We start from the raw sequence: 22,951 nt of genomic DNA on the forward strand, positions 1-22,951 counted from the left end.
AAACTAAATAAAATTACACAGGAATGTCTTGGGAACCGCCGATCTAAAACTGGGAACTATAGTTTTGCCAAGAAGTGAATCTCCACAGGCAATATCTAGATTAACAGAGTTTGAATGGTTTCATAAAATTGATTCGTCAAGTGATCAAGTAACACCTGAAATAGATGATTTACTATTAGAGGCCCAAAAAATATTCCAATCAATTGATGATGTGGTCAAGGGTATGGGAATTCCATTAACAGTGGGAATTATGGAGATACTCTTCAAAGGCACTGTAATCAAGAAAAAAAATTATGAAATTGATGAAATTGAACATATGATAAATGATTTGAGAAAAACAACCCCATCAGTTATTGATGAACCTACTAAATTATTAGAAGATGCACAAAACACTAGACTTGCCATTGAGGAATACAAATCACTCAAGGATACTTTGGAAGTAATTAGAAAAATGAATCTAGATCTTACCGGATTTGGATTAATGAGGTATTTTTTTACAAATCTTTTTGTTATCAATTCTTCAGACTATGAAGAGATTAGTCGCTCACTTGAAGGCATTACAATATACAAATATGATTTAGAAAGTAAAGATAAAACTGCCCTTTTAGTAATTTCTGATATTGAAGATTCTGAAAAAGTTTTCAAGATCCTAAGAAGCTTTAATTCCAATTCATTTAAAATTCCAGAGGGATTTCCACAAGTTCCTAGTGAAGCCTATGCGTTGGCTGAATCCAAAATTAAAGAATTAACCACAAAACAAACTTCAATATCTAAAGAACTTTTAAAATACAAAAAGAAAATTCGTCAAGATATTCTTGCTATTCATGAAAAAGCATTAGTTGCAAAAGATGTTCTTGAAATGTTAAGAAAACCTGGAGGTACTAAAAATTTTGCAGTAATACAAGGATATATTCCAAAAAGAATGGAAACCAAGTTTAAAGATTCTACAAAACAATGGATGTCAATAATTGAGGATGTTACTGATCCAAAGCATGTAGAGGAATTACCTACGTTATTTGAAAATAAGAAATTTGTAAGAACTTTTGAGGTTATTACAAAAAGTCAGGGCATTCCAAAGAAGGGAGAACCGGATCCAACTCCTATGATTGCACTAATGTGGCCAATTTTTTATGGATTGATGTTTGCAGATATGGGTCACGGATTATTATTAATGGGATTAGGATTGTTATTCAAAGTAAAAGGACAGGGCGATTTAGCAAGATGGGGAATGCTCATTGCAATTTCAGGTGCATCAGCTGCAATTGCAGGTGTAGGTACTGGAGAGATGTTTGGATATCATATTTCTCATATGGGTCCATTTGAAGGGCTTTTAGCAGAAGGAGGAGCACTATATTCAGTTAGTTGGATTGTTGGAATTCTTAGTGTTGCTGAACTTACTTTTGATCAAGTAATCAATATCCTCAAAGTATCATTATTCATTGGAATTGTTCATTTAGTGTGGGCTATGGTTTTGCGAATCAGAAGATTAGCTGCAGAAGGACATAAACTTGTAATGTTTACTGAAGCAATTCCAAACATTACACTCTATGGAGGTATTGTTGTTATAATGATGTGTGCTATTGGTTCACAATATGATGTAATGAACATGTATTCAAAAGTACATACTGAAGCGGTTCCTTGGGTTACAATATTTCTTGGAGATTGGGCACAGGTTTGGATCGTTACAAGAATTGCAGTTATCATTGTTATTGCATCAATGGTATTGATGATGGTTGGAGGTATTTTACATGCAAAGAAACATCCAGAAAGCGGAGGAGATCCTGCAAGTGTTCTCATGGAAGTATTACTTGGTAAAACCGTAGAAAGTTTAGCTCACACAATTAGTTATGCTCGACTTGGAATTATGTTACTTGTACATGCTGCATTGTTAATGACAGTAAATAATGCATTTGCATCTTTGGGCGGTGCAGAATCTGGCGGAGCTATGGCAATGATTATTGGTGGAAACTTGGGAATTATGATGATTGAAGGGTTGATCGTGTATATTCAGTCACTCAGATTGCATCTGTATGAATTCTTTACAAAATGGTATGTAGGCGGTTCTCAACCATTCAGACAAATCAGACCAGAACTAATTTACAATCAATTTATTTGGAAGAAAAAATAATTCATCTTCTAGTTCAACTCCACAAGGATGATTCACCTACATTTTGGGGAATAAAATGGACGCAGGTTATTAAAAATTAAATAATTTTTCAAAAAATGCAAGAATTTCATCAAAAATTGATGGTTGTGAAGAGTCTTTTGCGGGTAAAGTATTATCATAGATATTAGTTTCATCGTTGTTTAGAACTTTAACAGGTAAAGTTGCTATTGCAAATGGATTATCTCCTACTTCAAAAAATCTCAAATTAATCAAGTTACTTGAATTTTCAGGAATAACAAATTCTATTTCGTTTGGATTATCAATAGAATCCGTTGATCTTCCATTATGAGTAAAGATTGTCTTGTCTCCCGAACTTATTGAAATATCATAGCTTGTTTTAACAGGAATTAATTTAGGATATGTTTCAAAAATATTAAAAAGGATTTTTGCTTTTGAGCCTACTTCAAAGTTTTTTGGTTCTATAATAATTCTAAATTCTCCGTTTTCAGTCATAGCACTAAATGGAATATCTTTCATGGCAGGTTCTAGAACAAACTTCATGCCATTTATTTCACTGACTTGTATTTTTTTTAATTCCAACAAATCTCCGTGGCTGAGAATGATATGAACCAATCTTTCATCTGTCCAAAATTCATCTATCGTAATTAATTTTTCTGGAATTTGGACATCGTTGACGTATGCATTGTATTCTGCAACCATCAAGTTCCCAAAAGTCTTGGGTATTGTAATTTCTTCATGGATTACTGATGTTCGATTAATGTTCTCATTAGTCCACTCAAAAGGCATTTCAAAAGAAAGTGTTCTTGTTTGTGGCTCATATTGAAAATTTTCTAATTTATCAAAATAAGAAATCAGCCTTATGGTTTGTGTTCCAAAGTCAGAGTCTTCAACATCATGAAAAGTTTTATGAGGAAAAGGTATCTGAGCAAAAAATATTAGTGGTTCATCAATTACTGTGTTTTCTGCTTCTAGGATTTTAACTTCAAAAAAATACAATCCTCCATTATCAAAATCATTACTTTTTACAGAAACCAAGTCATATTTTGGATCATTTGGAAATTCTTTTGAAGTAACATTTTCTTTTTCTTCTATTGTGATAATTTCAGATTCCACTGGAACAAATTCCATTACGAGTAGTCCATCATCTTGTTTTTCTGATACATATTCAAATAGAAATTCGCCTGTTATTGTTGTTTTTATTTCAAATACGGTATCTTTTACGATATTATTTGAAATCATTTCAACGAGTTGAAAAGAAACCTCTCTAGCATTTGAGTCAGGATCGTATACTGGTGAAGATGTAAACTTTAGAGTCACATTTTTGTCACCCAATTTTTGAGAAGGGGTAGTGTCATGGTGAGCACCGTGACCAAAAGAGTTTGGTATTGAAATGAAAGTTAAGAATAATATCATTATGGTACAAATTCCTAGAATTTTTTTGTATTCTAAATTAGAACTCATATTCTGCAGAATGTAAAAAGTGATTATAACTTTTTTAGTACAACTCAAACATCAATTTGGATAAAAAGCGACACAGAAAAGCATGAAAATACTAGAAATGTTTAGCTAATCCAAGTTATCAAATGTCAATTATGCTTCAGAAATATGATCAGGTACAACTAGGCTATGTGTTTGCAATAGGGTCTGCTGTCGCATTTGGTTCAGTATCAGTATTAGCAAAACCGCTTGTCTCTTCAGTTGATCCTATTTTACTTGCATCTCTGGTTTACATCATATCAGCAATTACTCTAAGTCCTTTTGCACAAAAGAAAAAGAAGAGTCTTACAAAAAGAGATCTTCTATTGGTTCTTTCAATAGCATTATGTGGTGCAGTAATTGCACCAAGCTTGTATTTTGTTGGATTAACTCATGCAAGTGCATCTGATGCTGCTCTTATTGCAAATGGAGAAGTATTTTTTTCGGTTTTACTTGCAGTGTTATTTTTTAGAGAGAAACTTCGAGTTGTTGGCTGGATTGCAATTATCTTGGTTCTATCTGGTATGGCGATCATTACTACAAATTTAGATTTCACAACTTTTACTCTACAACAAATTCACTACAAAGACATGTTACTAATTATATCTATGTTATTTTGGGGATTGGATAACAATCTTAGCAGATACCTTGCACAAAAAATGGATGTTGCAAATATTGTACAGATAAAATCTGCAATAGGAGGTGGAATGTTACTAGTAATTGCATTATTGGTATTCGGAGTAGATGTTAATTTGCAAACAGAACAGATACTTCCAATTTTGGTTCTTGGTTCTGTAGGATTTGCAGCATCTCTCTTCTTTTTCTTGCAGGGGCTGAAAAGAATAGGTACAGTTAGAACAATTACAATATTTTCAATGTCATCAGTATTTGGTCTTGTAGCAGCTAGTATATTCTTGGCAGAACAGATTAGTTGGTATCAGATTATTGCTGCAGGAATCATGATTTTAGGAATTTATCTTGTGAGTAGAAAGGACACTGTATTCAGTCCAGCATAGATTCCGCATGGGAGGGATATAGTCCCATCAGAGACATCATTTCAGGTGCAGATTGATGTGAAAACAAAAAAAGAAAAATTAGTGAAGAAGATTTGGAATCTTCACTTTTGATGCAATAGATATTTTTCCTGAACCTGTAACTAGAACAAAAAGAACCATTGCAAGTAAGGCAAGATCATAATCCCAACCTCCTTGTGATATGAGAAATCCTTTTTCCCATCTAATGTGAAATATTGCATCAAGTAGAATCACACTGAATACTACTCCTGTAATTCTAGTCATGAATCCTATAATGAGGAATATTCCTCCAATAGTTTCTGCCAATGCTATTGGGATTTGCAGTTCTGGTGGCAAGCCAAACCCTATAAGATATTCTTTCCATATTGGATTGAATTTTTGCAGTCCATATACGATAAAGATTACACCTACTGATGCTCTGATTCCCCAATAGGTTATCTCATGGAGTTTATTTGTTTTTGTAACTTGTTGTGTTACGTTCATTTTTTCTTCAGATATTCTAAAAAGTGGAGATAGTAAAACAGTGGACTTTACAAATGTAAAATATACTAAACTAAAATATAATATGAATACTTGACAAATGTAAAATTATTTTTATGGATGTAGATAGACGTGAAATTTAGTTTTCATTTTATTTTCTCATATAATGTTCATCATAACAAGAACTCTATTGCATTTTTACCTTCTTGAGTAAGTGTTATCCATCGATTACGCCCTATCTTTTCAATATGTATAAACTTCCACTGTTCTTCTAGTGGTTGAATAATATTTTTATCAAGACTTGCAAATCTTGCCATGGAGTGATTTTCCTCTTGTGCATTAATTGTAATAATATTTTTTTCTTCTGAAATTTCTGCCATCTCTTTTTTAGTTATCTTGCCATTGTTTTCTTTAATGATCTCCAGTGCTTGAATTAATTTTTCTTCAGGAATTTTTATTGAATATGGTGGAACATCTTGAATGTCTTTAATTCCAGTGGATACTGGTTGTTTTGCATCAACTCCTCGATATGTTTTTGCCTCCACATAAAATGGATGGATGTTTTTATTGTCATTAAACATCATACATGCCATCATAGTACCTATTGCTTGGATCTTACTACCTGATGCTAAGTTAACAAATATTTCATTTTCTTTTTCTTTTTCAATAATATTTTTTATTACTCTAATAATTTGAAATAAATCTCGTCTGTTATGCTCCTCTTGCTTTACTTCAATTCCTAATTTTTCTAACTGATTTGTAATTTTTGTAGTAAATGGACCTGATTTGTCTTCGTTTTTGTTTTCATGAAGTAGCAACCAAACTCTGTCTGCCTTTTCTTGTTTTGCAGGAAGTACCACTCTGTCAATCTCATATCCCACAGGAGCAATATGTATGCGTAATTTTGAAATTCTATCCATAATAGTATTCTCAGTATGCATACTATTAACATGTTATTTAATAATTTAGATATTCTAACTAATTCATGAAAACCATTACACAATTACAGAAAAATCATGAGGCATATGAAATACAATGACTAAACAGATTGATTCATACAAAAAGAGTCTCTTTGAAGCCACAGCTAACTTGATGGGTGGTTATCCAATGATGTTTGTGGCAGGAATAATCATCTTACCATTATCTGCAAATTGGATTAAAGAAGATCCTCTAGTTGCAAACATAACAATTACAGGAGTTTATGCTTCAATTAATTTTACTAGAAGTTTTCTACTAAGAAGATTATTTGCAAAGTATGAACTTCATGATAATCTTATCAAACTAGTAAAAAATCTGGTTAGAAAATAATTTGATTCCACATTCAGGAATTCATATACTATTTTTGGAAAAATATATGTCAAAATTGAATATTATTTTTCAACGGGTAATTCTGGTTTATTACCCCATTCTCCCCATGAACCAAGATATACACGTACTTTATCAAATCCTAGTTTTTTTAAAGCAAGAAAAGAATTTGCTGCCCTATAGGCGCCTTGACAATAAATAATAATTTCTGCATCCTTTGGAAAATCATATAGTCTTGACAGTTCTGAATTAGTCTTAAAAGTACCATCTTTTTCGATATTTTCATTCCAATCAATATTGATGGAGTTTGGGATATGTCCAGATTGAGCGGCTCTAATTACATTTCCAGTATATTCTCCTGTAGAGCGAGCATCAATAATTTTTACATTATTTAGATTATCTCTGATATATTCAAATCCAGAAATTATATCGGGGTTAATCTTTCCTGTAAATTTGGATGGCTTGAATCCATTTGGTTTTGTTTCAAGTGGTAGATTTTCTTTTTTCCATTTTGTTATTCCGCCATCTAATATGGAGACGTTTTGATGTGAAAAATAAAGTAACATCCAAACACCTCTAGCTGCAAGCATTCCAGAAACAGTATCATAAAAGATTACTTTTTTTTCAGGTGTCACTCCAAGAAAGGAAAGAAGAGTTGAAGTTTGACTGTTAAAATTTGTAATACCTTCTTTTGTCGTATCTATCCAATGAAATGCAAATAGATCTAAATTTACAGCATTAGGAATATGACCCTCAGAATATTCCTTAAATGAACGAGTATCCACTATTATGACATTAGGATCATTTAGAATTGAGTTAAGGTCAGATGTAGAAATTAACATGATTTGGATAAAATGATCAAATCTAAATTGATTTGTATTGAATAATAAAAATAAAAGAAAAAGGAAGTTTCCTTATTCGTTAACGTATGCTCTTTCTCCGTGCTGTGCCAAATCAAGACCGATCTCCTCTTCTTTTGGAGTGACCCTGATTCCACCTGGCCAAACGGCATCCATTATTTTGAGAATTACAATCGTAACACCAAATGCATAACCTACTGAGATTGCTGCACCGATGATGCTAATTGCTTGCTGTTCCATTCCTTCTGCAGTACCAGTCCAAGCACCAATACCGTCACCGGTATCCCAAATGTGCGGACTAGCTAATGTACCAGTCAAAATTGCACCGGTAAGACCACCCATTCCGTGTACTCCCCATACATCTAATGCGTCGTCCCATTTACGTGCGTTTTTGAATGTTACAGCTGCATAACAAACTGTTCCAGCAGCAATACCGATTATAATTGAAGCCATTGGACCTACCCAACCTGAAGCTGGAGTGATAGCTACTAAACCTGCTACTGCACCTGATGCAGCTCCTACAATACTTGGTTTTCCTGTATGTGCCCATGACATCAAGACCCAAGTAAGAGCAGCCATACCTGTTGCAGTATTTGTAACTGTCCATGCGCTTACGGTAATGCCGTCTACCATTACTTCGCTTCCTGCGTTAAAACCAAACCATCCAAACCAGAGTATTCCTGCTCCGAGGACTACCATTGGGATGTTGTGTGGTTCCATTGGCACTTTACCATATCCAAGTCTTCTGCCAAGGATTAAGGCGCCTGCCAATGCAGAGAATCCAGAAGTAATGTGTACTACAGTACCACCAGCAAAGTCTAATGCAAACGATGGAGATAAGTCAGGATTAAGATCTAATGCGCCTCCTCCGATATAACCACCTCCCCAAACCCAGTGTGCAACTGGATCGTAAACGAAGGTAGCCCATAGGAGTATGAAGATTATCAATGCGCTGAACTTAATTCTATCAATTAATCCACCAATAATTAGAATTGGTGTGATAATTGCGAATGTTGCTTGGAACATTGCGAATAATTGATGAGGTACAGTACCTGGCCAACCTTGACTACATTGATCTGCTTCCACCATCGCATTCATTTGGTAAGCCGCTGACCATGTGTCTGCACATGGACCTGCTTCACCTAATGGTGCATAGTGAGAGACTTCATTGAAGCCAACATATTGAAGTGAGCCCATGAACATGTTTGCATCACTATCAATTGGACCAAATGCTAGAGAATATCCCCATAGAACCCATTGTACTGAGATAAGTCCCATAACAATTATGGTCATACCAAGTACGTTGACGACGTTCTTTGATCTGGCTAATCCGCCATAAAAGAAGCCGACTCCGGGTGACATGAAGAGTACCAATGAAGTAGCTGTTAGTATCCATGCTGTATCACCTGTATCAATTCTACAGGGCATCATGTTACCTTCGCCATCATCATACCAACATTCGTTAGGATTACCAGTGTAGATTCCACTAGTTCCTGCAACGTATCCGTCCATACCATCATTAACATTTTGTGCGAATGCTTGTGACATTGCACCTGCTGCTGTAATGGCTACTGCGGCCACAAGTAATAGAGCATACTTGTGGTTCCTAGAATTCATTAAATTAATCGAAATTGAAAATTATTTAAGCATTGAAGATGTAAAAACTTGTAAAAATGTAAATTATTATATTTTAGTATATTCTGATATTATCATAGAAAATGAATATTATGTCATTTGGTGATTAAATGAAGAAAACAGGTACAAAATTATCAATTTTTGATACTTTCAAGACAAAAGATGAGGAATTAACAGGGGAAGCAAATAGACAAAGATCAATTATTGCAATATTAGCAAGTAATGCCAATCCAGCGGAGAGAACAAGAACAGGGATTTCTCAGAGAATTGCAAAGATTCATGAGATTGCATGGAAAAATATCTATTCTGGAATTTTTCGAGATCTAGATGAAATTTTGATCCCAATGGGAATTGCTGAAGAAGATGGGAGATTACCTATGAAACGAGGCCCAAAAGCTCTTCAAGAAAAAGGTATTCCATATTATCATTTAACAAAAAAAGGGATACTTGTAGCATTATCGTTAAGCAATGTTGGAAATAAAGACAGATTGTTAGAAAAATTTTTTTCACAGGCAGATTCAAAGGAGAAAAATTATGAAGGAATTATTAAAAATCTATCAAAGGCCAGTCCAAATTTTACTTATTCTATTTTTCAAAAATATGTAAAGGCATTTTGTGATAATAAAATTAAAGACTTGCTTCCCTTTGAACTCTCAAAACTAAAGGAGATTTCTGATGAGTCTTTATTGATTCAAAAGGAGATTTTAGAGACGTTTTTGAATCTACCAAAGCAGGATAAAGAAGAAACCATCAGTTTTCTTAATAAAATTACTTAAAATATCAGGCTTTTAGGAACGGATCGCCAAACATTAAAATCCGCATCTATTGAAATTTACCTAAATGGGTGGAGCAAAAAATGTCTATGCATCTGTAAAATCATATAGTAAACGAGGTAAATTATTAAAAAAATCGGATTTTCAAACGTTAGCAGAATCAAGGGATCTTGATGAATTAATGACTAGAATCAAAAATACAATTTATGGAGATTCTATTTCAGAGGTACAAAAACCATATACATCACAAGGTATCGAATCTGCACTAAGAAGTCATTTAGCAGATACACATTATTCAATTGCAAAAACATCAGGAAATTCAGGTGTTTTAGATGCATATTATATGAAATTCATTGTTTCAAATTTAAAATCAATTTTAAAAGGAAAAGCTTTAGGGAAACCTCAAGAAGAAATTGAAACTCACGTAAATCTTCATGCTGAAGAATTAATCAAACAAAGAGATGTTGTCATTAAAGCATTAGTTTCAAAAGATTTGGAAGAGGCAGTTGCAAGCTTGAATTCAGTACAATTTGGGGAGGAAATTGCAAAGGCTGCAGCTTTATACAGTGAAAGAAAAAATGTCCAGATTTTTGATACGTATTTTGATAAAATTTTAATTCAACATTTAGCCGGTGCTATGAAAAATTATGCAGATAAGGATGCTACAAAATTGGTCGGAATGGATGTAGATTTTTACAATATTCTAAGTGTAATTAGAGGAAAATTCTGGGGTTTAAAAGAAGAACAAATTCAAGATCTAATTGTTGCTCAAACTCCTACTGCAAAAGAACTACTTGGAAGAATGATTGCATCTGCAACAATTAAAGATGCATTTAATGAATTATCCAATACAAAATACAAAACTTTGATCCCTCAAACTGAAAAAGAACTTGATGCTATTGCTGAATTTGAAAGAGCATTTGAAATGGCAATTTACCAAACAGCCATAAGATCTTTCACAAAAATGTTTAGTTTTGCAACAATTGTGGGAATTACTAAACTAACGGCATTTGAAGTTAGAAATTTAGCAGCTATTGCATTTGCAGTTGAACAAAAAATACCAACTGAAATTACCATGTCAAAGTTAATTTTGGAAGTAGAATAGAATTTTTAAAATGATCAGATTTCCAAAGAAAAAAACTGAAATTACTACAGAGGTTTTGACTAATACTATTTGGGTTAGCACGTTTTTAGCCATGATTTTATCATTGCCTCCATTAGGATTATTTCTTGGCATTTATTTTCTAACAGGAAATATCATAGTAGGCGCAATTCTAGGCTTTGGAACCCATTTTATCATATTAGCATTCTCTACTAAAATTTCAAAATTATTGACCAAAGTAATGAGCTAGTCTATAAAGATGAATTTGTTAAGTGATTTATCATGATGGGAGATAGAGACTATAGAAGCATTATAAAAAATGCTGTCGATTCTATTGGAAGAGAATTAGAGATTGAAATAGACGCTAAAGACATCAAAACCATTCATCTAAAAGAAGTGGTCCAATGTTTAAGACGCTCATATTATGATAGAATTGATCCCAAAGAGGTTGAAAGACGGGGTTTTAATGATCTCCTTTCTGGTCTACTTCGAAAATTACAATATGGCAGTGATCCAAAAGAATTCTCTATCGATGATATTAAGTTAAGAGGCCATGCAGATATGATTGCAGATAATTCAATTATTTTATTTCGACCGACAAATACTAGTTTAGAATCACCTCTGGCAAATGACTTACTTTATCTCAATGCTTGCATGTGGATTTATGATAAAACAGATGGAGTGATTATTTACATTACTGGAGATAGAGAAGAGATCATGTTCTCGTTAACTCGTGATAAAAAAATGTTTGAAGAAATTATTAGAAGAGTAAGAGTTCTAAATGATCTTCTTAAAGAACAAAAGACTCCAATTTTAGAGCCATCTACAGACTGTATGGAATGCCAATACTATCAAAGATGTTTTATCACAAAGAAAAACACCAAACAGATATCATTAGCAGAAATGCTAGGTTTGGGTAAAGATTAGTTAGATAAATGAAAAATATTGTAAAGGAATAATTTCCTTTGATTAGTCCAGTGGTTCAGGATGTCCTTTACCACGAAGTGCAAAACACACTACTGCGAGTGCAATTGCCACTCCTACTGCTGAGCCAAATGCGGCCATTCCTGCTTCTGCCATTTAATGAAAAACTACTTCAGGGGCTTTTATAATTTTGCCAATATTTTTTATCTAAAAACAAATTATCATAATTTTTAGTTTTTATGATACTATTAGTGATTTTTAGTTTTATTTATTTTTCAAATTCAAAATGAAGTGTGTTTTCTTGTCCGCTAGTCATTGAACTGAGATTATAAAATACAGTACCAGTAACTCGCCATTTTGCAGTATCATTTTCTAAATCAGACCATAACTTGGGAGTGTTACCTGTATTTTTCAATTGTATTTTATCTTTTAAAATTATCGAGTTTTCAGCTAGAAGTACATAGTAATCAGATCCAAATTCCACCATTCCTTCTGGTCTACTTCCAATTTGACCGCCTGAGATTTGTTCTACGTTAGAATATCCAGTTTCAAATAACTGATAATCCATAACTTGTACAATCACAGAATTGGAATTTGGGTTGTTAATTTTAAATGATATTTCAATCGTAGCCCCTCTAGGAGTAACTTCTTTTATTGAGATATCATCTAGTTCAACATTTAGTGATTGTATTTGAGCTGATATTGGTTCTTGTGATACATCGGATTTTATTTCTTGATTGGTATTTTCTGGTGAATTTATAACAGATGATGAACCTGACAGAAGAATCATGCCCAAAGCTGCTGCTAAAGCAATAACGGCTACAAAAACAAAGATTTTAGAATTCAGTAAATTTACTTAATTTTTACATATCTTAAATGTTGAGATAGTTATTATAATATTAAAGAGTAAAATGAATCATGCAATATTTCCAAGCAGTCCAGCAGGGAAAACAAAGAGCAAGTAAATCTCAAATGAAAATGTTTGATGTTGCAGGATTTGGAATGTTAACACTGACTACAAAAAAATTAATGGTGAGTTTTTTCCAGTCGGAGAGGAAGATTTTGTAGCTGTCATTACTTCACCTGAGGGATACGTTACAATAATTGCAGATAAGGATGGATTTACTAAGGCTCAATCAAAGGCAGTAGAAAAAAAAGAAGCACTAACAATTTACAATAAATTAAGAGAGTCTGGACTTCCAGAATATCCTGAAAATAAGATTCAGATTTGGTCAGAAAGTCGTTCTACCGTACAAAACGAGATTTTAGAATAATTATTTTGATTGTAGAATTATTTCTGTTCCTACCTCTCCACCTTTGATTGCTTTTTCAAGTGTTTTGAGGTCAGCTTTAATAATTCGTGTTTTAATTTTAGAGCGTTCGATTATTTTTAGAGCTACTATATCCATCAAATCATAGCCTCCTGCAACCGAATCTTCATGAACTAACATATTTTTTAAATTCTTAAGTTCAATTCGTTTGAATTTTTTTGCATTTTTGAATTTGTTAGGGTCCATATCATAAACACCATCAACATCAGTAGCATTAAGAAATTGTTCTGCGTTGATTTTTTCTGCAATAAGAGCTGCGGTGCCATTGGTACTTTGTCCAGGATGTAAACCGCCTGTAACCACAATTAATCCATCATCAACTGCATGTCTCACTTCTTGTAATGTTGTTGGCGGATGTGAATATGCTTTATTTTTTAGGGCATAAATCAATAGTTTTGCATTTAATCTAGAAATTTCAATTCCAAGTTCATCCAAAGTAGATTCATCAGCTCCAGAAGATCTTGCATGAGTAATGTAATGTCTTGCAATATTTCCTCCACCTGCAACAATTATCGGTTGACAAATCTTACTAATTTTGACTAGAAATGAAGCATAATCCTTGAGTACTTTTGCATTATCCATACCAAAAATTCGTCCTGAAAGTTTTATGACAATTCTTTTTTTCATTACTTTAAACCACCGAGGATTGATTTTGCGGCAATTTCAACTTTTTTTCTATTCTTTTGATGAGTGTATATCCTAAGAATATTCATAAAACCAGATATTGCTGAAACTACAGGAATTTCAGATATAGGCATCTCCTGAGCAGTAGATTTTCCATTCTCATTCGAAATCAAAATGATATGTTTTGATTCATTTTTGGACGGAGCTAATGGAATTGATGGAGTAACGGAGCTATCAACAAAAATTTCACTCTCATCAACTTTGGATTTTTTGGAAATTGATGTTCTTAATTCATCGGTTCTAGATTTTCCTAAATTAGTTCTGCTAGTTAGAATTCGTTCAAATACACATTTTAACAATTTACGATTTTGATAATCTTCAGCAAATTGTCTAGCACGTTTTAGCTTAGATGATTTTGATGAGATTAGTGTAGATAAAACATATTCGTCTGTAAGTTTGACAAATTCTTTAATGTTAAATGACGTAAAACCAAATTCATCGTCAGATAATCGTAATGCCTCCAAAAGCATTACTTCAGCAGATCTTACTGTTTTATGAAAATATACAGCTTTGAACATTTGATAACGAGAGTGCATCATAGATTCAAAAGAGTAAAGTGCTGATCTTTCTAGAGCAAGTTTTTTCTTGTGTACATCAAGAGATTGTGTTATTCTTTTATGATCAATTTGTGCATGCTCTGCTCCTGTAAAATATCCATCTCTTAGTAAGTAATCCATCATATCAGCACTTAATGCTCCAGAAATTATTTCATTCATGTATTGTAATTTTGAATCTCCAAATGCAATTTTTGTAACAAGTTTTTTGTCATATCCATTTTTTGATAGTATATCACCAATTTCAGATTTTAAAATAATTTCTTTACCAAAATCTTCATGGGAAAATTTTTTTTGTTGAATGACTTCCTCAAAAAGATGCGAGAAAGGTCCATGACCAATGTCATGTAAAAGTCCTGCAAGTCTCAATAGATCAATATCTTCAGATTTTAAAATTCCTTTTTCGTTTAATGCCTTACCAGCTTGACTTGCAATGTGCATTACACCCAAAGAATGTTCAAATCTAGTATGTTGTGCAGCTGGATATGTTAAGTGAGCACCAGAAAGTTGACGTATTCGTCTTAATCTTTGAAAGATTGGATTATCAATTATTTTTAATTCATGATCATATACACGAATAAAATCATGTATCGGATCAACTATGTCTGAATAATTTTTTTTCATAAGCCTATTTTCTGAGAAATTGCTTTTAAAATATTTTCATGGACTTCTTGTTTTGATTTAGATGCATCAATAATTTTCCAATGTTCCTTCTTTGCAATAGTTTGATAAATTTTTGATATTTTTCTTAGAAATTCTTCATTTTTTTCAAATTTATCTCTGTTAGTTTTTTTTCTACGAAATGATTCTCTTTGAGTCACATCAAGTAAAATTACAAGATCAGCCTTTGGGAGACCATTATCTAGATTTTTTAGCCATTTGCTTTTCATTCCATTTGCTAAACCATAGATCAGATTTGAGTGATAATATCGATTCATTATCACAATAGAATTTTTTGATTGTGCTGCTAAAATTTCATTTAATTTTTCCCATCTGTTTGCAGCTAAAAGACAATGAATCACTTGTGGTGGGAATTTTCTTTTACCGTTAAGATATTTTGCAATTTCTTTTCCTACTGGAGTCTTATAATCAGGAAAACTAAAGGTAGTTGTTTTGATTTTTCTTTGTTTTAATGCTTTTGCCAACAATGCAGTTTGAGTTTTCTTTCCTGCCTGATCTCCGCCCTCAATAACAATTATCATAAGTTACAAAATCAGAGAAATTAATTGATTAAAAATCTATCAAGGTTTATAACTAAAAATTAAGCACATATCTCAAAATGGGACTAGTTAAATCAATGGCAAAAGAAATGATCAAAGAAATAGGGAATAAATCTAGAGAATTTTACGAATTTGTTCTACCTCCTGTAGATATGTATCTGGATAATGACAAATTGACATTAATAGTTGACATGCCAGGATTTACAAAAAAAGACATAAAATTATCATTAGATGGAAACATTCTCTCCATAAACGCATCAAAAGAAATTTCTGAAGAAAAAAATCATAACATTATCTGCAATCAGAGACCAAATGTCATAGATAAAAAAATCAGATTGCCGATTGAACTTAGAGAAGGAGAAAATGGAGTAAGTTCTGCAAAATATGATAATGGTGTATTAACAATTACAATTTTAGTTAAAAAACACGGTAAAGATATTCCCATAGAATAATTATCGTTTTCTAAATATTGTAAAAATACTCATTATTATCAAAGAACCAATTATTCCGGTAATTCCTAGAGATTCATTTGCAGTATACAAAACCGTAGAACCAACAAATATTGCAGATGAAAGTATACTTCCAGAAAGCAAAACATTGGATTTAGGTTTTGTATTTAGTTGGATTGATCTATTTTCATCAATAAGTTTCTTCAGTTCTGGAGCAATTGAGATAGTGGCATCAATTGATTTTGCAAATCTTTGAAATGAATATTTGAGTTCTTCAATGTATGCATCTTTGATTAAATGTTCTTCTTGTAAAATTTCTCTCAGTACTTTGACAAATTTAAAATCAACTTTATGTGTTTTGTAAATTCCTTCAATGATAGACGCCATTCTCATGTATAGCGCCAAATTTTTTGGAAGAACAAATGGGAATTTACTCATTGTTTTGTTTGCAAGTTCCATCAAACTTTGTACTTCCATTTCATCGGGCTTTTTTCCATGCATTGCGCGAACTGCCAATTCGATTCCTTTTTCTATTACTGCTCGGTTAAAGTCAGGAGTTAGCATTCCGAGGTCCGCCATCGCGTTAACTGTTCGAGGTGGATCTTTCTCAACTAGGGCAAGATAAAGTCGAATCAATCTTAATCTAGTATCATTGTCTAATCTCCCAACCATTCCATAATCATAAAGAATCAATTTTCCATCGTCTGTTACTGAAATGTTTCCCGGATGAGGATCTGCATGAAATAAAGAATGACGTAAAAGCATGGTGAAAAAGACCTTATGAACATCAATGACTAGTTTGTGCCTATCGATTCCCTTTTCATCAAGTGCTTCTATATTGGTAATTTTGATACCAGGAAGGTATTCCATAGTAAGTACATTTTTTGAGGAATAATCATCATACACTGAGGGAATCGCTATGTTGCTTTTCTTCATGTCTTGCTTGATTTTTTTGAGATTTGTTGATTCTATCGTATAATCCATCTCTTCATGAATAGTTTCAATAAATTGTGAAAGCATTGCTCTTGCAGAAAAACGTAAGTTTGGATCTACAAATCTCAATGCCATTGGAAGTATTTTTTTTAAGACTTTAAGATCTTCTTCTACAACTTTTTCAATACCAGGTCTTTTTACTTTAATTACAATCTCTTGACCAGATATTCTTCCTCGATAAACTTGACCTAATGATGCACCAGAAAGAGGATTTTGATCTATGCTTTCAAATTTTTCATTTAGTGGTCCGATGTCATTTTCAATTATTGGTTTTACCAGATCAAATGGAGCTGCTGGAACACTATCTTGTAGCTTGGCAAGTTCTTCCAAGTATGGTTGTGGTAAAATATCCGCTCTTGATGAAAGCCACTGTCCTAATTTTATGTAAACAGGTCCTAATGAAATGAAAGTGTTTAAAACTTTACGTGCGTTCTTACGATATTTTTCTAAATCGGTGTCCTTGCCTTCTGTTTTAACCCACTTTCTTCTATCTTTTCGTAATGCCAAAATTGAAGGTAGTAGTTTGTAAAGTACTTGAATTGTTCTTACGTTAGACATTATTATTCTAAATAATTTTTAGCTTTTTTTGTTGCAACATACCCAATGTATCCAGCAATAATAGAAGATGTTATAGTAGCTGCTACAGTTGAGTTTTTGGATTTATTATTCTTAAGAAATAATTTTGCAATTTTTGAACCACCTAAAATTGAACATGCAACTCCAATTAGAATTTCTGGGGCATCATATACTAAATGACCAAATGGATCTTTTCTAGGATCAATTTTATCAGTATGAACTAGAAATTTATCATCATATTCTCTTATGTGCAAATTACCATATCGATATTGTTTATTTGCGCCATTTTTTTGTCCAAGCATAGTTTCATGTGCCCCATCTATCATGAATTCTCTTAACTCCTTTGGTACTTCAATCTCATCTATTTGCATAAACGCAAGATCCATTATTCGTTTATAATCTTAGCCATAATAAAATTAAAAAATTTTCATATTTTTTATGCCTAAAAAATTTATTTTTTAGATTTTGATTCTTTTATTCTCTCTTTTCCAAATAATACAAAACTTGCAATGAATACAATCAACATAGAAATTCCAGTAATGTAAGCAAAATTAAATCCAATTCCAAGAAGATTTGTTTCATGATTAGAAATCAAATAGGTAGCAGCCAATAAGATCATACCAACGATTGTCAATTTTTGATGATTTCGCATTATTTTTGATTTTTTTCTATGTATATGAATTTAGAAATAAAAAAGGATTCAGAGAAATGGTGTTGTTATGAATCCAACTATACTACCAACTAGAAATAGAAATATGCTATTTGCCATGCCTGATTCATATCATCTCAACTTAATCATATAACAATAATGCAAATGTCCCAGAATAGGGAATTAGAATTGATCGATCTTAAGGCGAGGAATTCATCGTAGAAAGTTTTTTTATAACTTGTTCGAGTTCCACTTTATTATCATTAATTACTCGTTTTAGAACTGAGATCTCTTGGTTTAGTTGGTTTAAACTAGAATTATCAGAATTAATCAGTTTGTCTTCTAATTCTAGAAGCAGTTGTTGATTATACTGGTTAATTTTTTCTAGTTCTTCTTTGTAGATTTGTAATTTTTCGTATGGATCTGATTGTTCAAGAGTTTCTGGAGAATTTTGATTTGTAATATAACCAAAAAAGATCACTATGCTTCCTACAGCTAAAACTGCAATAATGACAATAATAGATAATCTCATTTTAAACAGTTCTTTTTCTATTTCTAATTTAAAATTTAATTTTAACTGGCCTGAATTTTTGATTTTTTACGCCTACGAATCACATAGAATCCTATTGCAATTGCTATTATTAGTGGAATAATAATCATAAAACTATTATCAGATTGAACTTTTTCTGGTTCTTTTACAAATATTGTTGCATCATGCGTGTACAGTGTTTCATCTCTAACACTATCTTTGTATCTTACAGTTAGTTTGATATCATGTTCTCCATATCTTGGCTCACCATCAAATTCTAATGGAATATTAAATGGCACAGGTGAATCAATTTCAATTTCATCAATAAATTGAGTTTTTGTTTTAATATTTGAGTCACCCCTAGGTTCAATTGTAACAAAACCAAACACTGCATTTTCGTTTCCTTCGTTTATTATTTCTCCAACAACCATTTGTGTATTAGATAGTTCAATTACTCCTACATCATACATGTTAAGTTCAATCAATCCTTTAATGTAAAAATCAACAATTTTAGAAACAGTTTGTAAATCACCATGTGCATTATAGAATTGAATAGATAATGGAATTCGTAATGTATCTTGTTGAAGATTTCCAGGTACGTATACTGTAGCAGTAAGATATCTAGATGATTTTGGATTTATGTTACCAACATCCCAATTTGACTCTAAAATTACTACATTTTCAACATTGGTAGTTGACGATGAAGTAGATGCAAGTTCTGTTTGAGTGTTGGTATTTACAATATCTACACTAGATATTGGTGCAGTTCCATCATTTGTAATTTCGATTACAACATTGTTTAATTTTAAAGACGTAAGGAATGGATCCAATGCCTTAACATTGATTATGCTATCTCCAGTAACTTTAAAGGTAAATTCGGAAAACGAAGTTCTAACTCCGGATTCTCTTATTCTAGAATAATCAACTTTAACAGTACCAGGATACTGTTTAATTTGAATATTTTTATCAATATTAACATTAAATGTCATATAGAAAGTATCGCCAGCCAATGAATTAGAATCACTATTAGCAGTTATTAGTGAACCAGGACCATCTGCTGAAGAAAATCCAACTGGAAGGGATAGTTGGCCTTTGATTCCAGTAATATCTTGTGTACCAACATTTGCAAATACTACAGTAAATGGGACATTATCATCGCCAGGATCAATTTCAATTTTATTGTTAAATGTTCCAAAATATCCTTCTAGGAATTTTACATCTCCAAACTCTCTTTCAAATGGCGATTGGCCAAAACCACCAGATTTGATTTGAGCGTATGAATCATCAATAATTAATGGAATGAACAACAACATGGTCAATGAAAATAGAATTTTGTAATTTATCATACTAAAACCTCCAATTCAGATGGTTGATTTCCCTCAGATGCTTTTCCATCTTTGATTGTAATTACTCGATCAGCATCTCCAAAATGTTGTTGATCATGAGTAACAATGATAAATGTTTGATTCAGTTCTTTTGCCATTGATTTCATCAAATCAACAATTATTTTAGAAGTTACAGAATCCAAATTACCAGTTGGTTCATCAGCTAAAACAATTGAAGGGTTATTTATCAAACCTCTAGCAATTGCTGCTCTTTGTGCTTGTCCACCTGAAATTTTATTTGCTCTTTTGTTAATTTGATTCTCTAATCCAACTGCTTTTAATAATTCTCTAGCATTTTTTTCAGCGGATTCAGTAGTTCCAGCAATTTCTCTTGGCAGTAATACATTTTCAAGAACAGTCAGATCAGTTAAAAGATTTGAAAATTGGAAAATGAATCCTAGTTTTTTATTTCTAAATGTTGAGATTTGGTTGTCAGATAGATTTGATGTATCTATTCCATCTATGAAGACTTTACCATTTGTAGGACGATCTAAAAGACCTATCATGTTAAGTAAAGTAGATTTTCCAGAGCCAGAGCTACCTACAATTAATACAAATTCTCCTTTTTCAATTGAAAATGATACATTATCTAAGGCTTTTACCATATTTTCGCCGGCGCCATAAATTTTACTTAAATTATTAATTTCAAGTACTTTAGACAGTTCTCATTGCCTCCACAGGTAATAATTTAGTTGCCCTATACGATGGATATAATGAAGCAATTATTGCTAACATAAAAGACATTACTGCAGTTTGAATAATTTTTTCCCAGTTGTAACTTACTTCCAACGGGAGGCTATTATTGAATGACATTTTAGTCTCCTTTGCATAAAATGTATAACCTAAGCCTGCTGCAGTACCAACCCCAGCACCTATTGCACCAATTATCATTCCTTGAAAAATAAAAATAACCAAAATATCTTTTCGTGTAGCGCCAATTGATCTCATTACTCCTATTTCTCTAGTTTTTCCATTAACTAACATCATTTGAATTGTAACAATAGCAAATGCCGATGACATCATTCCAAAATAGCCAATCATGTTTATCATAGCAATACCAGATCTAAAACCAGCTAATTGCTCTTCAGCTGATTCTTCTATTGTTTCTGCAATAAAATCGTCATTAGGAAAAGCAGTTAAAAAGAAATTTTTAACATCATCTGCTTTAGTTGGATCGTTTAGTTTTACCATTATTGAACCTGATTCACCATTTCTATTCATCATGTCACGTAAAGTATCAATATGTACAACGACACTATAATCAAAGCCTTGTCCACCTGGTGATTGTGCTATGCCAGTAACTACAAATCTTCTAATTTGATCTTGACCATATCTATCAACAATTTTTAATTTTAGACTATCACCTACTTGAGCGCCACCAAGATCTCGTGCGACATTAGAACCTAATACAATTGAATTTTTAGCAAAAACATATTGTCCATCGGTTACAGTTTCATGAACTGTGGAGGCTTGAATATCTCTAAATGGATCAACACCTACTATAGGAATTCTTGTTTCTTCATGTAATGTGCCAAATTTTGTCATATTGATTGATGCACTTGATGACAACCGGGGAGTAGCTGCTTCTACATACGGAATTCTTTCAAACCAATTAACTAATGCTTGATCAGACTTGTCGATATAGTCTTCTTCATCTGTGATTAGAACATTCCCATTTCTATAATTTGAGATATCTCTAACAATTGCATCAAACAATCCCTGAAAAATTACAAAATTTACATGAATTACCAAAATTCCAATAGTAACAGCTAAAACAGCCCCGATTAAACTTCCTTTTTTATTAAACAGCATTCTTTTTGCTAGTCGTAATCGATATTCCATAAGAAGACTAAAAATAGTCTGATATTTAATGTATATTATCTATAGTGCTAACAGTATAGACATTTTTATATCTTATTAGTTAATTGTAAACAATATGAAATGGATTCAGGTGACATATTGGACAATTTAGATATCAAAATTCTAAGCAGATTACTAAACAATTGCCGAGAATCAGATAGACAGATTGGAAAGGAATTAGGAATATCAGGTGGGGCAATTAGAGCACGTATTAAAAAAATGCAGGAATCCAAAATAATTGAAAAGTTTACGATTAAAGTTGAACCTCCAATTTTAGGACTAGGTGTTTTGTATATTGTGGTATCAGGACAAAACATCAAAGATATTTTAGAGCAAATCAGGTTAGTTGGAGAGCCATTTTTTGTTGTGCCATGTGTTGGTGGAATCACAGTGTGTAGTATAGTAATAAAAGAAAATTTACAACAAAAAATAGAACTTGCAAATAAACTAATGAAGGATGTAAGAGTACTATCAATTTTTGAAGCCGAAAGTCCAGGATATAGTTCTAATCTAACTAAAACAGATCTAGAAATTTTAGAATATTTGATAAAAGAACCAAGACAAAAAATTGAAAAAATAGCGAAAGAAATGTCAATGTCTACAAAAACCGTTACAAGATGTATTGACAAATTACAAAAAAATAACGGTATTCAATTTACATTAATTTACAATCCAAGAAAAATTGAAGGTTTTATTTCACATGCCATACTTGCATGGATTGATGGAAATCTTAAAGAAACATTAGACAAAATGAATGATAAACTTTCTGAATCATTTATGCAAATACCATTTATTGCAAAAAATCAAATTGTGTTATTCATGTATAGTCATGACATTTTTGAAATGGATGAATTAACTAAAATAGTTAGAAACATGAATGGAGTAAAATCTGCAGATTTATTCATACCAAAAGAGATATCATTTCCAATGAAATGGCTAGAACAAGCTATCAATATTGCTAAAAAATCTCCAACACTACATATTTCGTATCAAACAAATTAAAT

The 22,951-nt window shown here is 32.2% G+C and carries 25 protein-coding genes and 1 pseudogene; 10 read left to right on the top strand and 16 right to left on the bottom strand.

Annotated features, from left to right (window positions below):
* The first annotated feature begins 28 nt into the window (after positions 1 to 28).
* Positions 29 to 2,128, top strand: a complete 2,100-nt coding sequence (locus tag DSQ20_RS09805; RefSeq protein ID WP_179365475.1) for a V-type ATP synthase subunit I — start codon at positions 29 to 31, stop codon at positions 2,126 to 2,128.
* A 69-nt stretch (positions 2,129 to 2,197) separates the two neighbouring features.
* On the opposite strand, the gene DSQ20_RS09810 is transcribed toward DSQ20_RS09805, so the two are convergent.
* On the bottom strand, positions 2,198 to 3,589 hold the full coding sequence (locus DSQ20_RS09810; protein ID WP_179365476.1) for a hypothetical protein: 1,392 nt from the start codon (positions 3,587 to 3,589) through the stop codon (positions 2,198 to 2,200).
* A 122-nt stretch (positions 3,590 to 3,711) separates the two neighbouring features.
* Here DSQ20_RS09810 and DSQ20_RS09815 point away from each other — a divergent pair, with 122 nt between their 5' ends.
* A complete protein-coding gene (locus DSQ20_RS09815; protein ID WP_255458254.1) occupies positions 3,712 to 4,620 on the top strand; it encodes a DMT family transporter in 909 nt (302 codons plus the stop codon).
* A gap of 78 nt (positions 4,621 to 4,698) precedes the next feature.
* On the opposite strand, the gene DSQ20_RS09820 is transcribed toward DSQ20_RS09815, so the two are convergent.
* Positions 4,699 to 5,121, bottom strand: a complete 423-nt coding sequence (locus DSQ20_RS09820) for a DoxX family protein (RefSeq protein WP_179365477.1) — start codon at positions 5,119 to 5,121, stop codon at positions 4,699 to 4,701.
* Between the two features lie 170 nt (positions 5,122 to 5,291).
* Positions 5,292 to 6,059: a DUF6293 family protein gene (locus tag DSQ20_RS09825; protein ID WP_255458255.1), complete on the bottom strand. Its 768-nt coding sequence runs from the start codon at positions 6,057 to 6,059 to the stop codon at positions 5,292 to 5,294.
* 94 nt (positions 6,060 to 6,153) lie between these two features.
* Here DSQ20_RS09825 and DSQ20_RS09830 point away from each other — a divergent pair, with 94 nt between their 5' ends.
* Entirely contained in the window at positions 6,154 to 6,426 is a 273-nt protein-coding gene (locus tag DSQ20_RS09830; protein WP_179365478.1) for a hypothetical protein, read from the top strand.
* Positions 6,427 to 6,488: 62 nt separating this feature from the next.
* On the opposite strand, the gene DSQ20_RS09835 is transcribed toward DSQ20_RS09830, so the two are convergent.
* Both DSQ20_RS09835 and DSQ20_RS09840 read right to left on the bottom strand, forming a co-directional pair.
* Positions 6,489 to 7,265, bottom strand: a complete 777-nt coding sequence (locus DSQ20_RS09835; RefSeq protein ID WP_179365479.1) for a sulfurtransferase — start codon at positions 7,263 to 7,265, stop codon at positions 6,489 to 6,491.
* Positions 7,266 to 7,337: 72 nt separating this feature from the next.
* Positions 7,338 to 8,900: an ammonium transporter gene (locus tag DSQ20_RS09840; RefSeq protein WP_179365480.1), complete on the bottom strand. Its 1,563-nt coding sequence runs from the start codon at positions 8,898 to 8,900 to the stop codon at positions 7,338 to 7,340.
* Between the two features lie 128 nt (positions 8,901 to 9,028).
* Here DSQ20_RS09840 and DSQ20_RS09845 point away from each other — a divergent pair, with 128 nt between their 5' ends.
* From DSQ20_RS09845 to DSQ20_RS09860, 4 genes are all read left to right on the top strand, one after another.
* Positions 9,029 to 9,694 (top strand): hypothetical protein, encoded by a 666-nt coding sequence (locus tag DSQ20_RS09845; protein WP_179365481.1) that lies wholly within the window; start codon positions 9,029 to 9,031, stop codon positions 9,692 to 9,694.
* A gap of 64 nt (positions 9,695 to 9,758) precedes the next feature.
* Entirely contained in the window at positions 9,759 to 10,796 is a 1,038-nt protein-coding gene (locus DSQ20_RS09850; protein ID WP_179365482.1) for a V-type ATPase subunit, read from the top strand.
* 10 nt (positions 10,797 to 10,806) lie between these two features.
* Positions 10,807 to 11,043, top strand: coding sequence for a hypothetical protein (locus DSQ20_RS09855; RefSeq protein ID WP_179365483.1), 237 nt, complete (start codon positions 10,807 to 10,809; stop codon positions 11,041 to 11,043).
* Positions 11,044 to 11,075: 32 nt separating this feature from the next.
* Positions 11,076 to 11,720: a hypothetical protein gene (locus DSQ20_RS09860; protein ID WP_179365484.1), complete on the top strand. Its 645-nt coding sequence runs from the start codon at positions 11,076 to 11,078 to the stop codon at positions 11,718 to 11,720.
* Positions 11,721 to 11,985: 265 nt separating this feature from the next.
* Here DSQ20_RS09860 and DSQ20_RS09865 read toward each other — a convergent pair whose 3' ends face one another.
* A complete protein-coding gene (locus DSQ20_RS09865) occupies positions 11,986 to 12,507 on the bottom strand; it encodes a hypothetical protein (RefSeq protein ID WP_255458256.1) in 522 nt (173 codons plus the stop codon).
* Positions 12,508 to 12,635: 128 nt separating this feature from the next.
* Here DSQ20_RS09865 and DSQ20_RS11055 point away from each other — a divergent pair.
* Positions 12,636 to 12,991 (top strand): annotated as a pseudogene (locus DSQ20_RS11055) (hypothetical protein).
* Here the strand turns inward: DSQ20_RS11055 and pyrH are convergent.
* Genes pyrH through tmk form a run of 3 tightly spaced genes read right to left on the bottom strand, consistent with a single transcriptional unit; the run spans position 12,992 to position 15,488 of the window.
* Complete coding sequence (pyrH, locus tag DSQ20_RS09875; RefSeq protein WP_179365485.1) at positions 12,992 to 13,675, bottom strand: UMP kinase; 684 nt, start codon at positions 13,673 to 13,675, stop codon at positions 12,992 to 12,994. It lies immediately after the preceding pseudogene.
* Positions 13,675 to 14,910: an HD domain-containing protein gene (locus DSQ20_RS09880; protein WP_179365486.1), complete on the bottom strand. Its 1,236-nt coding sequence runs from the start codon at positions 14,908 to 14,910 to the stop codon at positions 13,675 to 13,677. Before DSQ20_RS09880 ends, pyrH begins: the two co-directional genes overlap by 1 nt.
* Positions 14,907 to 15,488, bottom strand: coding sequence for a dTMP kinase (gene tmk / locus DSQ20_RS09885; RefSeq protein WP_179365487.1), 582 nt, complete (start codon positions 15,486 to 15,488; stop codon positions 14,907 to 14,909). The genes DSQ20_RS09880 and tmk overlap by 4 nt, the downstream gene beginning before the upstream one ends.
* A gap of 77 nt (positions 15,489 to 15,565) precedes the next feature.
* Here tmk and hsp14 point away from each other — a divergent pair, with 77 nt between their 5' ends.
* Positions 15,566 to 15,958: an archaeal heat shock protein Hsp14 gene (gene hsp14, locus DSQ20_RS09890; protein WP_179365488.1), complete on the top strand. Its 393-nt coding sequence runs from the start codon at positions 15,566 to 15,568 to the stop codon at positions 15,956 to 15,958.
* On the opposite strand, the gene DSQ20_RS09895 is transcribed toward hsp14, so the two are convergent.
* The 7 genes from DSQ20_RS09895 to DSQ20_RS09925 all read right to left on the bottom strand — a co-directional run bounded on the left by DSQ20_RS09895 (position 15,959) and on the right by DSQ20_RS09925 (position 21,929).
* Positions 15,959 to 17,506, bottom strand: a complete 1,548-nt coding sequence (locus DSQ20_RS09895; RefSeq protein WP_179365489.1) for an AarF/ABC1/UbiB kinase family protein — start codon at positions 17,504 to 17,506, stop codon at positions 15,959 to 15,961.
* A 2-nt stretch (positions 17,507 to 17,508) separates the two neighbouring features.
* On the bottom strand, positions 17,509 to 17,895 hold the full coding sequence (locus tag DSQ20_RS09900) for a hypothetical protein (protein ID WP_179365490.1): 387 nt from the start codon (positions 17,893 to 17,895) through the stop codon (positions 17,509 to 17,511).
* Between the two features lie 80 nt (positions 17,896 to 17,975).
* The gene (locus tag DSQ20_RS09905) at positions 17,976 to 18,158 is read right to left on the bottom strand and encodes a hypothetical protein (protein ID WP_255458258.1); all 183 of its coding nucleotides are present in this window, start codon (positions 18,156 to 18,158) and stop codon (positions 17,976 to 17,978) included.
* A gap of 214 nt (positions 18,159 to 18,372) precedes the next feature.
* The gene (locus tag DSQ20_RS09910) at positions 18,373 to 18,705 is read right to left on the bottom strand and encodes a hypothetical protein (protein ID WP_179365492.1); all 333 of its coding nucleotides are present in this window, start codon (positions 18,703 to 18,705) and stop codon (positions 18,373 to 18,375) included.
* 41 nt (positions 18,706 to 18,746) lie between these two features.
* Entirely contained in the window at positions 18,747 to 20,048 is a 1,302-nt protein-coding gene (locus DSQ20_RS09915; protein ID WP_179365493.1) for a COG1361 S-layer family protein, read from the bottom strand.
* A complete protein-coding gene (locus DSQ20_RS09920; protein ID WP_179365494.1) occupies positions 20,045 to 20,692 on the bottom strand; it encodes an ABC transporter ATP-binding protein in 648 nt (215 codons plus the stop codon). Before DSQ20_RS09920 ends, DSQ20_RS09915 begins: the two co-directional genes overlap by 4 nt.
* Positions 20,693 to 20,741: 49 nt before the next feature.
* Positions 20,742 to 21,929, bottom strand: coding sequence for an ABC transporter permease (locus DSQ20_RS09925; protein WP_179365495.1), 1,188 nt, complete (start codon positions 21,927 to 21,929; stop codon positions 20,742 to 20,744).
* A gap of 117 nt (positions 21,930 to 22,046) precedes the next feature.
* On the opposite strand from DSQ20_RS09925, the gene DSQ20_RS09930 reads away from it, so the two are divergent.
* Positions 22,047 to 22,949 carry an AsnC family transcriptional regulator gene (locus DSQ20_RS09930; protein WP_179365496.1) on the top strand — a complete coding sequence of 301 codons (903 nt, stop codon included), beginning with the start codon at positions 22,047 to 22,049 and terminating at the stop codon, positions 22,947 to 22,949.
* Positions 22,950 to 22,951 lie beyond the last annotated feature (2 nt).

The sequence above is a fragment of the Nitrosarchaeum sp. AC2 genome, assembly GCF_013407385.1.
Taxonomy (GTDB): domain Archaea; phylum Thermoproteota; class Nitrososphaeria; order Nitrososphaerales; family Nitrosopumilaceae; genus Nitrosarchaeum; species Nitrosarchaeum koreense.

Excerpts from the sequence above, each read along its gene's own strand:
- DSQ20_RS09810 (WP_179365476.1), bottom strand. The coding sequence starts at position 3,589 with ATGAGTTCTAATTTAGAATACAAAAAAATTCTAGGAATTTGTACCATA.
- DSQ20_RS09815 (WP_255458254.1), top strand. The coding sequence starts at position 3,712 with ATGTCAATTATGCTTCAGAAATATGATCAGGTACAACTAGGCTATGTG.
- DSQ20_RS09820 (WP_179365477.1), bottom strand. The coding sequence starts at position 5,121 with ATGAACGTAACACAACAAGTTACAAAAACAAATAAACTCCATGAGATA.
- DSQ20_RS09825 (WP_255458255.1), bottom strand. The coding sequence starts at position 6,059 with ATGCATACTGAGAATACTATTATGGATAGAATTTCAAAATTACGCATA.
- DSQ20_RS09830 (WP_179365478.1), top strand. The coding sequence starts at position 6,154 with ATGACTAAACAGATTGATTCATACAAAAAGAGTCTCTTTGAAGCCACA.
- DSQ20_RS09835 (WP_179365479.1), bottom strand. The coding sequence starts at position 7,265 with ATGTTAATTTCTACATCTGACCTTAACTCAATTCTAAATGATCCTAAT.
- DSQ20_RS09840 (WP_179365480.1), bottom strand. The coding sequence starts at position 8,900 with ATGAATTCTAGGAACCACAAGTATGCTCTATTACTTGTGGCCGCAGTA.
- DSQ20_RS09845 (WP_179365481.1), top strand. The coding sequence starts at position 9,029 with ATGAAGAAAACAGGTACAAAATTATCAATTTTTGATACTTTCAAGACA.
- DSQ20_RS09850 (WP_179365482.1), top strand. The coding sequence starts at position 9,759 with ATGGGTGGAGCAAAAAATGTCTATGCATCTGTAAAATCATATAGTAAA.
- DSQ20_RS09855 (WP_179365483.1), top strand. The coding sequence starts at position 10,807 with ATGATCAGATTTCCAAAGAAAAAAACTGAAATTACTACAGAGGTTTTG.
- DSQ20_RS09860 (WP_179365484.1), top strand. The coding sequence starts at position 11,076 with ATGATGGGAGATAGAGACTATAGAAGCATTATAAAAAATGCTGTCGAT.
- DSQ20_RS09865 (WP_255458256.1), bottom strand. The coding sequence starts at position 12,507 with ATGATTCTTCTGTCAGGTTCATCATCTGTTATAAATTCACCAGAAAAT.
- pyrH (WP_179365485.1), bottom strand. The coding sequence starts at position 13,675 with ATGAAAAAAAGAATTGTCATAAAACTTTCAGGACGAATTTTTGGTATG.
- DSQ20_RS09880 (WP_179365486.1), bottom strand. The coding sequence starts at position 14,910 with ATGAAAAAAAATTATTCAGACATAGTTGATCCGATACATGATTTTATT.
- tmk (WP_179365487.1), bottom strand. The coding sequence starts at position 15,488 with ATGATAATTGTTATTGAGGGCGGAGATCAGGCAGGAAAGAAAACTCAA.
- hsp14 (WP_179365488.1), top strand. The coding sequence starts at position 15,566 with ATGGGACTAGTTAAATCAATGGCAAAAGAAATGATCAAAGAAATAGGG.
- DSQ20_RS09895 (WP_179365489.1), bottom strand. The coding sequence starts at position 17,506 with ATGTCTAACGTAAGAACAATTCAAGTACTTTACAAACTACTACCTTCA.
- DSQ20_RS09900 (WP_179365490.1), bottom strand. The coding sequence starts at position 17,895 with ATGCAAATAGATGAGATTGAAGTACCAAAGGAGTTAAGAGAATTCATG.
- DSQ20_RS09910 (WP_179365492.1), bottom strand. The coding sequence starts at position 18,705 with ATGAGATTATCTATTATTGTCATTATTGCAGTTTTAGCTGTAGGAAGC.
- DSQ20_RS09915 (WP_179365493.1), bottom strand. The coding sequence starts at position 20,048 with ATGATAAATTACAAAATTCTATTTTCATTGACCATGTTGTTGTTCATT.
- DSQ20_RS09920 (WP_179365494.1), bottom strand. The coding sequence starts at position 20,692 with ATGGTAAAAGCCTTAGATAATGTATCATTTTCAATTGAAAAAGGAGAA.
- DSQ20_RS09925 (WP_179365495.1), bottom strand. The coding sequence starts at position 21,929 with ATGGAATATCGATTACGACTAGCAAAAAGAATGCTGTTTAATAAAAAA.